Source organism: Amycolatopsis sp. NPDC004079 (assembly GCF_040610415.1).
In the GTDB taxonomy this organism is placed as follows: domain Bacteria; phylum Actinomycetota; class Actinomycetes; order Mycobacteriales; family Pseudonocardiaceae; genus Amycolatopsis; species Amycolatopsis halotolerans.
This window is the reverse complement of the sequence record NZ_JBEXMH010000032.1, coordinates 1-14,937: the sequence shown is the minus strand read 5'-3', so window position 1 is coordinate 14,937 and position 14,937 is coordinate 1. Positions and strand designations below refer to the sequence as shown.

The following is a 14,937-nucleotide window of genomic DNA, read 5'->3' as shown; positions in this document are numbered from 1 at the left end:
AATCCGAGTCGGACTGGCCGAAGGTGGGCCAGCAGTGACGCTTGAGCTAGGCGGGATTGGCTGGCTGAAGCGGGCTGCTGGTTAGCCGTGGCGGGTGAGCCGGGAGCGTTTGACTGGCTGGCTGAGGTTGGCGGGCCTGGCCAGCCGTGACGGTTGAGCTAGGCGAGTTGGGTTGGCTGAAGGTTGGTCGGCTGTGACCGTTGGGCTAAGTGAGTTGGGTTGGCTGAAGGTTGGTCGGCCGTGACGGTTGAGCTAAGTGAGTCGGGTTGGCTGAAGGTTGATCGGCTGTGACCGTTGGGCTAGGCGAGTCGGGTTGGCTGAAGGTCGGTCGGCCGTGATGGTTGAGCTCGGAGCGTTGGGCTCGCTGGAGGTCGGGTTGGCCGGTCGCCGTGCCAATAGCGGCTGAGCCAGACCTGGTGGCTTGGTTGGCTGTCGGGCCGGGTGCCGCTGACTTCAACGGTTGGGGCGGGCGGCCAACTGGGGGCGAGCGATTCCTCCGGGCGGACTGCTTCGGTCGGCTGCGGCGGTCAACCCACTGGCTTGGCTGGCGAGAGGCCTGAGCTGGAACGGGTCGGCGGCTGGCGACGGACGAGCCACGGGGGAGTGGCTTTCAGCTGGCTGAAATGACTGAGCCAGGGGCTGGATCGTGCCTGACCAGTTGCGGACGTCGTGATCGTCGGCTGGTTGGCCGCGGGGCCAACCAGCTGTCGACCGGGCAGCCTCAACCGCCTGCGGTCTTTGCGCGGCACATGGGTGCACTCGGTTGGGAACCTGCGGCACTGGGGGTGCGGCTGGATTCGAACCGAGTGCGCCAAGGCTTCAGCGTGCTCACGAAGCTCCAGGTGGCAGCCGGGCAAGCCTTCAGCGAGCCTCCCGGCCGGTCCCCCAAAGCAGATCAGCTCCCGCACCCGCCTGTCAGAACAGCGTCGGTTCCTCCGGAAACGCCCCTTCGATCACCAGCATCCGCCGCTTAGTCGCAACCCCGCCCGGTGCCGAGAAGCCGCCGGTGTTCTTGCCTGCTCCCAAAACCCGGTGGCACGGCACGATGATCGGGAACGGATTGTTCCCCATCGCCTGTCCGACAGCCTGCGCGGAACCCGGCGCACCCAGCTGATGCGCGATATCCCCGTACGTCAGGACTTTCCCCGGCGGAATAGCCCGCGCGACGTCGTACGCGCGCCGGTTGAAGTCCGGCACGTCCCGGTAATCCAACGGTGCCGCACGCAAATCGCGAGCCTCTCCCGACAGCAGCGCGACGACATCCTCCACCACCGCGCGAAGTTCCTTCGGCACCGGCGATTCCACCGCGTCCGGGAAGCGGGTCGCGAGGTGCGCGCGCGTCCGCTCAGCCGTGCTTCCGGGCAGTGCGGTTCCGATCACCGCACCGTCCCGCCAGGCGAGGCCGCACGCCCCGATCGGGGTGTCGAACACCGTGTACCCAACCGTCATACCGCCCAGCGTACGACCCGGCACCGACAGAAACTGGCGAGAAAACGACACGACCCTGGAGCCGCGGCGAACCCGGTCAGCGACGATGAAGACGAAGGCGACCGCGACAACCGGCCAGGCCGCGAACCCCGGTCAGGCCGCAAACCCCGGACAGATCGCAAACCCCGGTCAGGACTTCCGTTCCCGCCACCCGTTCGTCATCGGAAGCCGTCGGTCCCGGCCGAACGCCTTGAACGTGATCTTCGTGCCCGGCGGGTACTGCCGCCGCTTGTACTCGGCTCGGTCGACCAGGCGCACGACCCGGTCGATCGTCTCCGGGTCGAAGCCCGCCTCGATCAGGTCCGCGTAGCCGCGGTCGTTCTCGACGTAATCGTCCAGGACGTCGTCCAGCAACTCGTAATCCGGCAGCGAATCCGAGTCCTTCTGGTCCGGCCGCAGCTCCGCCGACGGCGGCTTCGTGATCGAGTTTTCCGGGATCGGCGGCGTTTCCCCGCGCTTGGCCGCTTCCTCGTTCCGCCACCGGGCCAGCTGCCACACGTGCGTCTTGAACAAGTCCTTGATCGGCGCGAACGCACCGACCGCATCGCCGTAAATGGTCGAGTAGCCGACGGCCAGCTCGGTCTTGTTGCCGGTCGCCAGCACCAGGTGGCCGTCCAAATTGGACAGAGCCATCAGCAGCATCCCGCGCACCCGCGCCTGGATGTTCTCCTCCGCGAGCCCGGTCAGCTGCAACTGATTGACATACACGTCCACCATGTCGCCGATCGGCTCGACCCGGTAGTGCGCGCCGATCCGCTCCGCCAAGTCCGAAGCGTCATCCCGCGAGTGCGACGACGAGTACTTCGACGGCATCGAAACGCCGTACACGTTGTCCCCGCCGAGTGCGTCCGCCGCCAACGCCGCGCAGACCGCCGAGTCGATTCCGCCCGAGAAGCCGAACGTGACCGACGAGAAGCCGTTCTTGTGCACGTAATCGCGCAGCCCGACGACCAGCGCCGACCACACCTCGGCCTCGTCCGACAGCGGTTCGCTGATCGTCGGAGCGACCAGCGGCGAGTACTCAACCAGCGGCGAGTCATTCAACACCCGCCGGTGCACTTCCAGCCCGTCGAAAGAGCCCGTGGCGGCAGCACTGGCGACAGGCAGGTCCAAGTCCAGCACCAGCAGGTGCTCCACGAACTGCGGGGCCCGCGCGAGCAGAGTCCCGTCCGCGCCGACCACCAGCGAGTCGCCGTCGAAAACCAGGTCGTCCTGACCGCCGACCTGGTTAGTGTACACCAGCGGCGCGCCCGCCTCGGCCGCGCGCCGGGCGATCAGCGGCAGCCGCTGTTCGTCCTTCGACCTCTCGTACGGCGACGCGTTCGGCGCGACCACCAGGTCGACTCCGGCCTTGCCCAGCGCGGAGATCGGGCCGCCGTCCTGCCAGATGTCCTCGCAGATCACCATGCCGATGTCGACGCCGTGCAGCCGCAGCACCTCGAGTTCGGTGCCCGGTTTGAAGTACCGGTGCTCGTCGAACACCCCGTAGTTCGGCAGGTGGTGTTTGAACTGCCGGGCGACGACCTCGCCGCGGTACAGCGCCGCCGCGGCGTCGCGCGGGCCGATTTCGTCGTGGTCGAGGTAGCCGACGTACGCGAGCACGTCGCCGCAGCCTGCCTCGTCGAGCCGGCGCGCCAGTTCGGTCACCGAGCGCCGGGACGCGTCGGCGAACGTGCGCCGGAGCGTGAGGTCCTCGACCGGATAACCGGTCTGGGACATCTCCGGGAACACGACGACGTGCGCGCCCGCCTCGGCGGCCTTGCGGGTCCACTCGACGGTGAGCGCGGTGTTCCCGTCGATGTCGCCGACGGTGGTGTTGACCTGGGCCAGTGCGATGCGCAGTTGCGGCATGCCGCCATTCTGTCCCACCGCACCGACAGAAACTACGCAGAGGTGAGCCAGAGAACGGCGAAGGGCCCCTCACCCGCGGCGAGAGGCCCTTCGAAAGAAGGAATCAGGACTTCTTCATCCGCATCATGCTGCGCACCTTCTTGACCGTCTGCTCGAAGTCCGAGTCGAACGGGTTGTCGTGCACCAGGTACGTCCACGTCGTGTTCGCCCGCCGCACGCCGACCTCCTCGAGGTCGAGGCCGTCGTCGGTGATCTCGGCTTCCTCGAGCGTCTTCGCCGCGCGCGAGGCGGATTCGGCGATGATCTTGTGGAACTCCGGGATCGCCGCGCGGTGGAACTCGTCCAGCGGCGTCTCGCGGGCCAGCGCGCGCAGGTGGATGCTCTCGCGCACGTCGGTGAGGTACGCCAGGTGGTCCGACCACAGCTGGTCGAGGTGGAACAGCCGGACCTCGCGGCACACCTGCTCGAGCCGGTCGGAGTCGTCCAGCTTTTCCTTCAGCTCGGCGAACTTCTCCGGCTGCGCCTTCTCCAGTTCCTCGGCCGCGAGCCCGGTGTGCAGCACCTTGTCGCGGTGCTCCAGCAGCTCGGCGCGCTGCCGCTCGATCAGCCGGGTGTAGCGCCAGGTGTTGCGGTGGATCTCCAGGTCGACGCCCTCGGCCACGCGCTGGGCGTGGTTGAGCTGCCGGTGCGCGGCCGGGTCGGTGATCTCGCCGGTCTCGGTGTCCGCGTCGATGCCGTCGGGCAGATCCGGCGCGTTCGACAGCACGAGGTCGTCGTTGAGGCTCGCGAAGAAGATCGCGCTGCCCGGGTCGCCCTGCCGTCCGGACCGGCCGCGCAGCTGCCCGTCGAGGCGGCTCGACGGATACCGCGCGGTGCCGATCACGTGCAGGCCGCCCAGCTCGGCGACCTCTTCGCGGGTCGTGCCGTCGCTGCCGCCGAGCCGGATGTCGGTACCGCGACCGGCCATCTGCGTGGACACGGTGACCGCGCCCTTCTTGCCCGCCTCGGCGATGATCGCGGCCTCTTCGGCGTCGTTGCGCGCGTTCAGCACGACGCACGGCAGTTCGGCCTTCGCCAGCTTCTCCGCCAGCTCCTCGGACTCGGCGACGTCCTGGGTACCGACGAGGATCGGCCGCCCGGTCTCGTGCACCGTGCGGATCTCCTCCTCGATCGCGCGCAGTTTCTGCGACGGCGAGGCGAAGACGCGGTCCTGCTGGTCCTCCCGGACGTTCGGGGTGTTCGGCGGGATCACCGCGACCTCGAGCTTGTAGAACTCGCGCAGCTGCTCGGCGACCGCGACGGCGGTACCGGTCATGCCCGCGACCTCGGGGTAGCGCGCGAGCAGCGCCTGCACGGTGATCGAGTCGAGAATCTCGCCCCGGTCGGTGGCGGTGACCTGCTCCTTCGCCTCGACCGCGGCCTGGAGGCCGTCCGGCCAGCGCTGCAGTTCGGCGACGCGGCCGCGGGCGGCGTTGATCAGCTGCACCTTGCCGTCGCGGACCAGGTAGTCGACGTCGCGGGTGAGCAGCGCGTGCGCGTGCAGGGCGACGTTCACCGCGGCGAGCCGGTCCGAACCGGATTCGTCGTACAGGTCGACGCCGCCGAGCGACTTCTCCACGACCGACGCGCCGGCGCTGGTCAGCCACGCGTTGCGGCCCTCGGAGTCGGTCTCGTAGTGCAGGCCGAGGCGCAGCCGCCGGACGATCTTGGCGACCTCCTCGTCGGCGTCGTTGTGGTCGATCGAACCGGCCATGACCAGCGGCACCCGCGCCTCGTCGACCAGCACCGAGTCGGCCTCGTCGACGATCGCCACCTCGGGAGCCTTCTGCACGAGGTCGTCGGCGTTCGTGACGAGCCGGTCGCGCAGCACGTCGAAGCCGATTTCGGCGACCGCGCCGTAGGTGACCTCCTTGCCGTAGGCCTCCTTGCGCTCCTCCTTCGAGTGCGCCGGTTCGACCCAGCCGACGGTGACGCCGAGCAGGTCGTACACCGGGCCCATCCACTCCGCGTCGCGGCGGGCGAGGTAGTCGTTGACCGTGACCACGTGCACCCGGCGCCCGCGCAGCGCGTACCCGGCTCCGGCCAGCGCGCCGGCGAGCGTCTTGCCCTCACCGGTCTCCATCTGCACGACGTGCCCGGTGAGCAGGCCCATGGTGCCGAGCAACTGGACGTCGAAGGCCCGCTCGCCGAGCTTGCGCCGGGCGGCCTCGCGGCCGAGCGCGCAGATCTCGATCAGCTGGCCGTCGGTGAACGAGGCGGCCCCGCCGATGGCGTCCCGCAGCTTGCCCGCGCGCTCGGTGAGCTCGGCGTCCTCGAGCTTCTCCAGCTCCGGTTCGAGCTTCTCGACGGCGGGCAGCAGCGCCTCGTAACGGGTCAGCTCGACGCTGCCCGGCCGCTGGATGATCCGGCGGAGCCGCTTGCCCACCCGGCTGATCAGTGCCACGCCTGGTCTCCTCGTGTCGATGTGTCTCCGGTCGCACCCGCACTGCCCAACGCGCCGACGGTGCGTTCGAGTTCCGCGCCCGGATGGCACGATCAAACCGTGCCACGTCATCCCAGCGCCAGCCCGAAAGTCCATCCGTTCGTCGCGTTAGCGGCTGCCGGCCTGCTCGCGACCACGCTCGCGGCGTGCGCGTCCAAGCCCGACCAGGCCGCACTCGCGCCGACGGTCGAATCGCACGCGCCGGTGGGCCCGGTGCCCGCCGGACTGTCGCGGTTCTACGGGCAGAGCGTGTCCTGGTCCGCGTGTGCACCCTACGCGACCTCGGACGACGCGCGATCCGCCTTCAAGGCGCAGGGAATCGAGTGCGGACGGCTCACGGTTCCGTTGAACTATGACAAACCGGACGGCCAGACGATCACCATCGGCGTGCTGCGCCACCGCGCGAGCGATCCGGGCCAGAAAATCGGTTCGCTCGTGGTGAACCCGGGCGGACCGGGCGCTTCGGGCATGGTCGCCGCGGCGGGCCTGATGGACCAGGTGTCGAAGTCCGATCTGGGCGACCGGTTCGATCTCGTCGGTTTCGACCCGCGGGGGATCGGGGCCAGCGAACCGCAGATCAAATGCCTGACCGGACCCGAGCGCGACGCCGACCGCGCCGATGACAGCGAGACCGACGGTTCTCCCGCTGGTGTCGCGAAGCAGGAGACGGAACAGAAGGACTTCGCCGCGAAGTGCACACAGCGGACGAAGTACGGCGACGACATGCTCGCGCACGTCGGTACGCGCGACGTCGTTAAGGACATGGACGTGCTGCGAAGCGTCCTAGGCGACGAGAAGCTCACGTACCTCGGTTACTCGTACGGCACGCGCATCGGATCCACGTACGCGGAGACCTTCCCGAAGAACGTGCGCGCGCTCGTTCTCGACGGTGCTGTCGACCCGACGCAAAGCCCGGAAGACTCACTCGTCGCGCAGGGCAAAGGCTTCGGCGGAGCGTTCAACGAGTTCGCGAAGTGGTGCGCGGCGCGTCAGGACTGCGCGCTCGGCAACAACCCGGCTGAAGCGACGAAGCAGTTCCAAGACCTCACGCGCCGGCTGATCGACTTCCCCGTGCCGGTGGGCGACGGCCGCAAGCTGTCGTACGACGACGCGACCACCGGTGCCATACAGTCCCTCTACCAGCAGAATCTCTGGGAGTACCTCAACACCGGGCTGAACGAGCTGAAGCTGCAGCGCGGCACGACGTTGGAGAAGCTCGCCGACATCTACAACGAGCGCAATCCGGACGGCAGCTACGGCACCACGCAGGACGCCTTCATCGCGATCCGCTGCGTCGACGACCCTCGCGTCACCGATCCGAAGCAGATCCTCGAAAGTCAGGAGAAATACGTAAAGGCGGCACCGTTCCTCGACGACGGCCGCCAAGCCAGCTCCGCTCGCGACGCGTGCGCGTTCTGGCCAGTGCCGAACACGTCGAAGCCGCACGAGCCGAACGTCGAAGGCCTGCCGAAGACCCTGACGATCTCGACGACGAACGACCCCGCGACGCCGTACCAGGCGGGCGTGAATCTCGCGAAGGCGCTGAAGGGTTCGCTGTTGACCTTCGAGGGGACGCAGCACACGGTGTTCCTTCAGGGCAACGCGTGCGTCGACAAGGCCGGTGCGGATTACCTGATCGACGGCACGACGCCGCCGGACGGCACTCGCTGTAAGGCCAACTGAGGTTGCGCTGGCTCGCGACGGTTGTGGTGGCGATGATGCTCGCCGCCACGGCTTGCGCGAGCCAGCGGGCAGCGCTCGATTGGGGACCGTGTGTGCCGTACGCGCAGACTGCTTTCGAGAAGGGTCTGTACGCGGATGAGTCGGTCGACTGTGCCCGGCTGACGGTGCCGCTCGACTACGCGAACCCGCAGGGCCGGACAGTGTCGATCGGTTTGCTGCGGCATCGGGCCACCGATCCGGCACACCGGATCGGGTCTCTCGTGCTCAACCCTGGTGGGCCAGGCAGTTCGGGGATGACTGCGGCGGCCACGTTGGCGCAGCCTGCCGGGACGCTTGCCTGGCAATTCGACCTGGTCGGCTTCGATCCTCGCGGTGTTCATGCGAGCGAGCCCCGTATCCGTTGCCGGTCGGATGCCGAGCAGGACGCCGCTCGTACGTCAGACGCCGGGAGCGCTGGCTGTCTTGAGAAGACCGGCGCGGAGTTTCTCGCGCACGTAGGCACGCGAGAAGTCGTACGCGACCTCGACGCGCTTCGTACCGCCCTCGGCGACGCGAAGCTCACGTACCTCGGCTACTCGTACGGCACACAGATCGGTTCGGCGTACGCAGAGGCGTATCCGGACAAGGTGCGTGCCATGGTCCTCGACGGTGCCATCGACCCCGCACAGAACTTGCCGCAAACACTGATCGCCCAAGCCGCCGGGTTTCAGGACGCCTTCACCCACTTCGCGCAGTGGTGCTCGAAGCAGCCTGGGTGCCCGCTAACCGGCGACGCGACCGCAGCCTTCCAGCGAATCGCCCGCCCTCCGGTTTCTGCGCTGCCCGGCCGCACGCTGTCCTTCGCCGACACCGTCACCGCGACGGAAGCCGCGCTCTACTCCCGCGCGAAGTGGCCGAATTTGCAGCAAGCACTTGAAGAACTAGCGACCACGCGTAGCGGCGCGAAGCTGCTTCAGCTGGCCGACGACTACTACCAACGCGACGAGAACGGCCACTACAGCGAAGCTTTCGACGCCTACTACGCCGTCCGCTGCGTCGACTACGACCGCGTCACCGACCGCGCGACCATCGACGCCGCGCACCGCCAGATGCGCACCGGCGCACCGTTCCTCACCGGCAGCTCGCCCGACGCGGGCGAACTCGACACCTGCTCGACCTGGCCCGTACCGCCGACCTCACGGCCGCACAGTCCGTCCGCGCCCGGCCTGCCGAAGACGCTCGTCATCTCGACCACGCACGACCCGGCTACGCCCTACCGCCAGGGCGTAGCGCTCGCGAAAGACCTCAACGCCGCACTGCTGACTGTCGACGACGTACAGCACGCAGCGTTCCTCAAAGGCAACGCCTGCGTCGACAAAGCGACAACGACATACCTCAGCACGGCCATCGCCCGAGACGGCAACTGCTAGGGCTGCTGATCCGTCAGCAGCACCTCGTACATCACCGGGCTGTCGCGGTCCGTCGCCGGCGGCACCTGCAGCCACATTCGCGCGAAGCGGCGCGGTTCGGCCGCCGTCACCCAGATCTTCACGTTGACGTCCGCGTGGATCTGCGGCACCAGCGTCGCCGCGACAGCCTGGGGCACGGTCCCGCCGACGCGGTAGCCGTCGACGTGCTGGATCGTCTCGCGGATTTCGGTTTTCGGCTGCTGGAGCGCGCCGAGGAGGCGGATCAGACCGCCGTGCGGACCGAGGAACCGGCTGACCGGGAAAGTCGTGGGACCGCTCGTTTCGGCGCCCTTCGTGTCCTTGGCGGTCGCGGTGTGCCCGGAGACGGTGAACGAGAACGACCGATCGGTGAATTCCGCGCTGCCGCTCGCCTGCCCGCCGCTCTTGAGGGTCGCGTTGCCGACGAGCTTGGTCATCGGCAGGCCGGGCAGCACGCCGTTGACGCCGACCGAGAAGTGCAGGCTGCGGACCTGGGAGAAGCTCTCCTTGGCGGCGGCGAGCAATCCGTCCGCCGCGGGCAAGGGGGGTGCCGCGGTGCAACCGCCGACCAGCCCGAGGAGCAGCAGCGCCGGCAGGACACGTCGGCTGAGCATGGCCGTGAGCCTACTTGGTTGGCCCGATCCTTTCGGATGGTGTCCTTCCGGCCACTGTCGACAGAGCCCCGGGCGCACCAGACTGACTGCTCGTGACCGTTGAGACTCGTCCTGCCCGCCGCCTGCACCGCGCCTGGTTCGTCGCGGCGGCCGCGTTCGTCGCCCTCCTCGCCGCCGCCGGCTTCCGCGCCGCGCCGGGTGTCCTGATCGATCCGCTGCACCAAGAGTTCGGTTGGTCCCGCGCCACGATCGGCTCCGCCGTCTCGGTCAACCTCGTCCTGTACGGCCTCTTCGCGCCCTTCGCGGCAGCGCTGATGGAGCGGTTCGGCATCCGCCGCGTCGCGGCTACCGCGCTGTGCGTTGTCGCTCTCGGCGCGGGCGGCACCGTCTTCATGAGCGCCAGCTGGCAGCTGATCCTTTGCTGGGGCGTGCTCGTCGGCCTCGGCACCGGCTCGATGGCGATGAGCTTCGCCGCGATGGTCGCGACGCGCTGGTTTGTGCGTCACCGCGGCGTCGTAACCGGCGTACTGACCGCCGCAGGAGCGACCGGACAGCTGATCTTCCTGCCGTTGATCGCGTCGCTGGCGGTGGACGACGGCTGGCGTACAGCGTCCATGGTCATCGCCATCGCGGCTCTCGCGGTGGTCCCGGTCGTGCTGTTGGCCGTACGCGACCATCCTGCTGACGTCGGCGCTGTCGCGTACGGAGCGCCCGAAGGCACTGAAGTCGAGCGTCCTGCGCCGAAGGTCGGCACTGTCCGCCGAGGGTTGACGGTGCTGTTCCAGGCCGCGCGCACCCGTACGTTCTGGCTGCTCGCAGTCGGGTTCGCCATCTGCGGAGCGACCACGAACGGGTTGGTCAGCACGCACTTCGTCCCGGCCGCGCACGACCACGGCATGCCGCAGACGACCGCGGCGAGCCTGCTCGCGCTGGTCGGCGTCTTCGACGTGGTGGGAACGATCGCGTCGGGATGGCTCACCGACCGTGTCGACCCACGGATCCTGCTCGGCGTCTACTACGCGTTGCGGGGAGTTTCGCTCGCCCTGTTGCCGCAGCTGTTCACGAATTCGGTCCAGCCGAGCATGTGGGCGTTCATCCTCTTCTACGGCCTCGACTGGGTGGCGACCGTCCCGCCGACGGTCGCGCTCTGCATCCGCTCCTTCGGAGAAGCTGGGCCGATCGTGTTCGGCTGGGTCTTCGCCTGCCACCAGCTGGGCGCGGCCTTCGCCGCTTCCGCCGCAGGCGCGGTGCGCGACCAGCTCGGCGATTACGCAGTCGCCTGGTACGTCGCCGCCGGGCTCGCGGTCATCGCCTCGGTCGCGTCGCTGTCGATCACCCGGTCAAGCAAAACTCAGAAACCCCAGCTCGCACAACTCGCGTGAATCCGTCTCCGATGTGGGTGACCCGTGAAACATGGCGTTAACACGTGCTGGTTAGGGTTCGGCCATGGATCGCCAGCAGGAATTCGTGCTCCGCACTTTGGAAGAGCGCGACATCCGTTTCGTTCGCCTGTGGTTCACCGACGTGCTGGGATTTCTGAAGTCCGTCGCGGTCGCGCCCGCCGAACTGGAGGGCGCGTTCAGCGAGGGCATCGGTTTCGACGGCTCGGCCATCGAAGGCTTCGCGCGCGTCTACGAGTCGGACATGGTCGCCAAGCCCGACCCGTCCACGTTCCAGGTGCTGCCGTGGGAGACCCCGGAGGGCGGCCCGTACTCCGCGCGGATGTTCTGCGACATCGCGATGCCCGACGGTTCGCCGTCCTGGGCCGACCCGCGGCACGTGCTGCGCCGCCAGCTGTCGAAGGCCAGCGAAGCCGGGTTCACCTGCTACGTGCACCCGGAGATCGAGTTCTTCCTGCTCGCCAACCTCCCCGACGACGGCAGCGAGCCCGAGCCCGCCGACAACGGCGGCTACTTCGACCAGGCCAGCCACGCCACCGCCACGCACTTCCGCCGGCACGCGATCGAAACCCTCGAGGCGATGGGCATCTCGGTCGAGTTCAGCCACCACGAGGGCGCGCCGGGGCAGCAGGAAATTGACCTTCGCTACGCCGACGCCCTGACCATGGCCGACAATGTGATGACGTTCCGTTACGTCGTCAAGGAGGTCGCGCTGACCCAGGGCGTGCGCGCGACCTTCATGCCGAAGCCGTTCACCGACCAGCCCGGCTCCGGCATGCACACCCACGTCAGCCTGTTCGAAGGCGACCGCAACGCGTTCTACGACGCGGAGGACCCGCACGAGCTCTCCGAGACCGGCAAGGCGTTCGTCGCCGGCGTCCTGCATTACGCCAAGGAAATCTCCGCCGTCACCAATCAGTGGGTCAATTCCTACAAACGGCTGATCAGCGGCAGCGAGGCTCCGACGACGGTGTCGTGGGGGAGGGCGAACCGCTCGGCGCTCGTGCGCGTGCCCATGTACTCGCCGGGCAAGGCCTCGTCGCGGCGCGTGGAGATCCGGACGCTCGATTCGGCGTGCAACCCGTACCTGGCCTACTCGGTGATACTGGCCGCCGGGCTGAAGGGCATCGAAAAGGGCTACGAGCTGCCGCCGCCCGCCGAGGACAACATCTGGCAGCTGTCGGACTCCGAACGCCGCGCCGCCGGTTACTCGCAGTTGCCGCAGAACCTCGGCGAGGCGCTCGCCGAGATGGAGAAGTCGGAGCTGCTGCCGGAAGCCCTCGGCGAGCACGTTTATGACTTCTTCTTGCGCAACAAGCGGGTCGAGTGGGACAACTACCGGAGCGCGGTCACTCCGTACGAGCTCCGGACCCTGTTGCCGATGCTCTGACGGGCCCCCGGGCCGTGCTCCGACGTTGGGGAGGCATCGGAACATGGGAAAAAGACTGCCCGCCGTACTCGCCGCACTGGTCGCGGCGGCGGGCTTGGCCACCGCGCCGCCGGCGGTCGCGATGCAGGATGAACCCGCGGTCGACACGGCTGGCCTGCATTTCGACCTCGACCGCGCCGACATCCCGTTCCTGCAGTACCGGATGGCGACCGGACAGCTCACTCCGACCCGGCTGACCAGCGCGTACCTCGCCCGGATCCGGGTGCTGGACCCGAAGGTCAACGCCGTCCTCGCGCTCAACCCGGCCGCGCTCGCGCAGGCCGCGGCCAGCGACGTCCGGCACCGGACCGGCCGCACCCGCGGTCCGCTCGACGGGATCCCGGTGCTGGTCAAGGACAACGTCGACACCCAAGACCAGCAGACCACCGCCGGTTCGCGCGCGCTGCGGAGCCGTCCGGCGAAGGACGCCACGCTGATCACCCGGCTGCGCGACGCGGGCGCGGTGATCCTCGGCAAGGCGAACCTGTCGGAATGGGCCAACTTCCGCGCCGCGAAGCCGACTTCCGGCTGGTCCGGCGTCGGCGGGCAGACCAACAACCCGTACGTCCTGGACCACAACCCGTGCGGTTCGTCCGCCGGATCCGCGGCGGGCGTGGCCGCGTCGCTCGCACAGGTCGCGATCGGCAGCGAGACCGATGGGTCGATCGTGTGCCCGGCCGGGATGACCGCGACCGTCGGGCACAAGCCGAGTCTCGGGCTCGTCAGCCGCACCGGCGTCGTGCCGATCTCCGCGGAACAGGACACGGCGGGACCCATCGCGCGCAACGTCGTAGACACCGCACTGACGCTCTCGGTGCTGCAGGGCCGCGACCCGGCCGACCCGGCCACTCTGCGCTACCCGTCGACCCAGCCGACCGACTACGCGAAGCTTCTCCGCCCCGGCGTCCTGCGCGGCGCCCGGATCGGCCTGTGGCGGCTGCCGGTGCTCGGCCCGGACACAGATGCCGTGGTCAGCAAGACGAAAGCTTCGCTGGAACGCGCTGGAGCGACGGTCGTCGAGGTGACCCTGCCGTACCAAGACCGGCTCTCGGCGCTGGAGTTCCCGGCGCTGCTGACCGAGTTCCACCGCGACATCGACGCCTACCTCGCCACGCGTCCCACCGGCCCGCGGAACCTCGCGGACCTCGTCGCGTACAACCGCGCTGACCCGCTGGAACGCACCTGCTTCGCTGGTCAGGAACTGTTCGAGCAGGCGCTCGCTGCACCCGGCCCGCAGGACCCGACCTACCTGAAGAACCGGGCCGAGCTGCAGGACCTGTCGCGCCGGTCCCTTGACGAGACCCTCGCGAAGTACGACCTGGACGCCATCGCGTCGCCGACGAACCCGCCTGCTTGGAAGACGGACTGCAAGGTCGGCGACAACGACGTGATCCCGTCCTCGACCCCGGCCGCCGTGGCGGGCTACCCGGCCGTCACGGTCCCGGCCGGTTCGGTCGGACCGCTGCCGGTGGGGATTTCGTTCATGGGCGGACAGTGGACGGACGGGAAGATGCTCGCCCTGGCCGCGGACTACACGCGGGTCGCGCCGGTTCGGGTTCCGCCTCGATACCTGCCCCGGTTGCCCGGGTAATCCCGTCGGGGCGCTGGTTTGTCGGCCGCCGGTCAGTGCACTGCACTGGCCGGCGGCTTTCGTTTTCGGCAGGCGCCGCTGCGGATCGAGTGGGCCGGCAGTCGGCTGACCTGCGTAATCGGGTTGCGCGGGCGACCGCGAAGGAGTGGACTTGGGCTGGTTCGAGGGCGTGCGGGCGGAGACCTGGGTCACTCGAGGGCTCTCCGGAGCCCGTCCGAGCGCTCCCGAGCGCCCGCGAACCGGTCGAATCGGCCCGCTGTCAAGGCTCTGACCAGCGGCGATGCCGTTAAGTGACCCCCCTGTTTTCGGGTGGTTGGAAGGCATGTAATCTTCTCTTCGTCGCCAGGAACACCGGGTCGGCGGGGCCGAAAGCCTCACCGACCAGGAGCCAGGGCCGAGCGGGTTGACACCGCGAAACGGACCAGGTAATGTTCAGCGTCGGCCCACGAGCGGCCGCCGACTCCCTACGACTAGCTTGTAGGAACCGGCATGCTCGACCAAAAGCTTGAAATAACGCATCGAGCTTGGCCTGGTTGATTCCAGGGCTGGTTCGGGGTGTGTTGCTTGAGAACTCAACAGTGTGCTAGTGAACTAAGCCAGTAGAGCTTATATGAAACCCCCTCGTCGGGGTTTCCTTTGAGAATATGATTGAGAATAGTCTCGATCGAACTTTACAGCATTGTTGGAGAGTTTGATCCTGGCTCAGGACGAACGCTGGCGGCGTGCTTAACACATGCAAGTCGAACGCTGAAACCATTTCGGTGGTGGATGAGTGGCGAACGGGTGAGTAACACGTGGGTAATCTGCCCTGTACTCTGGGATAAGCCTGGGAAACTGGGTCTAATACCGGATATGACCTTCGGAGGCATCTTCGAGGGTGGAAAGTTCCGGCGGTACAGGATGAACCCGCGGCCTATCAGCTTGTTGGTGGGGTAATGGCCTACCAAGGCGACGACGGGTAGCCGGCCTGAG

The 14,937-nt window shown here is 68.1% G+C and carries 9 protein-coding genes and 1 rRNA gene; 6 read left to right on the top strand and 4 right to left on the bottom strand.

Going from position 1 to position 14,937, the window contains the following annotated elements; translation table 11 throughout:
* Positions 1-915: 915 nt before the first annotated feature.
* The 3 genes from ABZX37_RS28705 to secA2 all read right to left on the bottom strand — a co-directional run bounded on the left by ABZX37_RS28705 (position 916) and on the right by secA2 (position 5,782).
* Positions 916-1,449, bottom strand: a complete 534-nt coding sequence (locus ABZX37_RS28705; RefSeq protein WP_354744694.1) for a methylated-DNA--[protein]-cysteine S-methyltransferase — start codon at positions 1,447-1,449, stop codon at positions 916-918.
* A 168-nt stretch (positions 1,450-1,617) separates the two neighbouring features.
* Positions 1,618-3,339 carry an NAD+ synthase gene (locus ABZX37_RS28700; protein ID WP_354744692.1) on the bottom strand — a complete coding sequence of 574 codons (1,722 nt, stop codon included), beginning with the start codon at positions 3,337-3,339 and terminating at the stop codon, positions 1,618-1,620.
* A 103-nt stretch (positions 3,340-3,442) separates the two neighbouring features.
* Complete coding sequence (secA2, locus tag ABZX37_RS28695; protein WP_354744690.1) at positions 3,443-5,782, bottom strand: accessory Sec system translocase SecA2; 2,340 nt, start codon at positions 5,780-5,782, stop codon at positions 3,443-3,445.
* A 99-nt stretch (positions 5,783-5,881) separates the two neighbouring features.
* Here secA2 and ABZX37_RS28690 point away from each other — a divergent pair, with 99 nt between their 5' ends.
* The gene (locus tag ABZX37_RS28690) at positions 5,882-7,504 is read left to right on the top strand and encodes an alpha/beta hydrolase (protein WP_354744688.1); all 1,623 of its coding nucleotides are present in this window, start codon (positions 5,882-5,884) and stop codon (positions 7,502-7,504) included.
* A gap of 92 nt (positions 7,505-7,596) precedes the next feature.
* The gene (locus tag ABZX37_RS28685; RefSeq protein WP_354744686.1) at positions 7,597-8,913 is read left to right on the top strand and encodes an alpha/beta hydrolase; all 1,317 of its coding nucleotides are present in this window, start codon (positions 7,597-7,599) and stop codon (positions 8,911-8,913) included.
* On the opposite strand, the gene ABZX37_RS28680 is transcribed toward ABZX37_RS28685, so the two are convergent.
* Positions 8,910-9,545: an LppX_LprAFG lipoprotein gene (locus ABZX37_RS28680; protein WP_354744684.1), complete on the bottom strand. Its 636-nt coding sequence runs from the start codon at positions 9,543-9,545 to the stop codon at positions 8,910-8,912. The two genes, ABZX37_RS28685 and ABZX37_RS28680, sit on opposite strands and share 4 nt — an antisense overlap.
* Before the next feature lie 92 nt (positions 9,546-9,637).
* Here ABZX37_RS28680 and ABZX37_RS28675 point away from each other — a divergent pair, with 92 nt between their 5' ends.
* From ABZX37_RS28675 to ABZX37_RS28660, 4 genes are all read left to right on the top strand, one after another.
* On the top strand, positions 9,638-10,927 hold the full coding sequence (locus tag ABZX37_RS28675) for an MFS transporter (RefSeq protein WP_354744682.1): 1,290 nt from the start codon (positions 9,638-9,640) through the stop codon (positions 10,925-10,927).
* Positions 10,928-10,991: 64 nt separating this feature from the next.
* Complete coding sequence (gene glnA / locus ABZX37_RS28670; protein WP_344288388.1) at positions 10,992-12,335, top strand: type I glutamate--ammonia ligase; 1,344 nt, start codon at positions 10,992-10,994, stop codon at positions 12,333-12,335.
* A 43-nt stretch (positions 12,336-12,378) separates the two neighbouring features.
* Positions 12,379-13,965, top strand: a complete 1,587-nt coding sequence (locus tag ABZX37_RS28665; protein ID WP_354744679.1) for an amidase — start codon at positions 12,379-12,381, stop codon at positions 13,963-13,965.
* Between the two features lie 679 nt (positions 13,966-14,644).
* A 16S ribosomal RNA gene (locus ABZX37_RS28660) occupies positions 14,645-14,937 on the top strand; the annotation flags it as partial.

Bases quoted from the DNA above. Each gene is read 5' to 3' on its own strand.
- ABZX37_RS28705 (WP_354744694.1), bottom strand. From the start codon at position 1,449: ATGACGGTTGGGTACACGGTGTTCGACACCCCGATCGGGGCGTGCGGC.
- ABZX37_RS28700 (WP_354744692.1), bottom strand. From the start codon at position 3,339: ATGCCGCAACTGCGCATCGCACTGGCCCAGGTCAACACCACCGTCGGC.
- ABZX37_RS28680 (WP_354744684.1), bottom strand. From the start codon at position 9,545: ATGCTCAGCCGACGTGTCCTGCCGGCGCTGCTGCTCCTCGGGCTGGTC.
- glnA (WP_344288388.1), top strand. From the start codon at position 10,992: ATGGATCGCCAGCAGGAATTCGTGCTCCGCACTTTGGAAGAGCGCGAC.
- ABZX37_RS28665 (WP_354744679.1), top strand. From the start codon at position 12,379: ATGGGAAAAAGACTGCCCGCCGTACTCGCCGCACTGGTCGCGGCGGCG.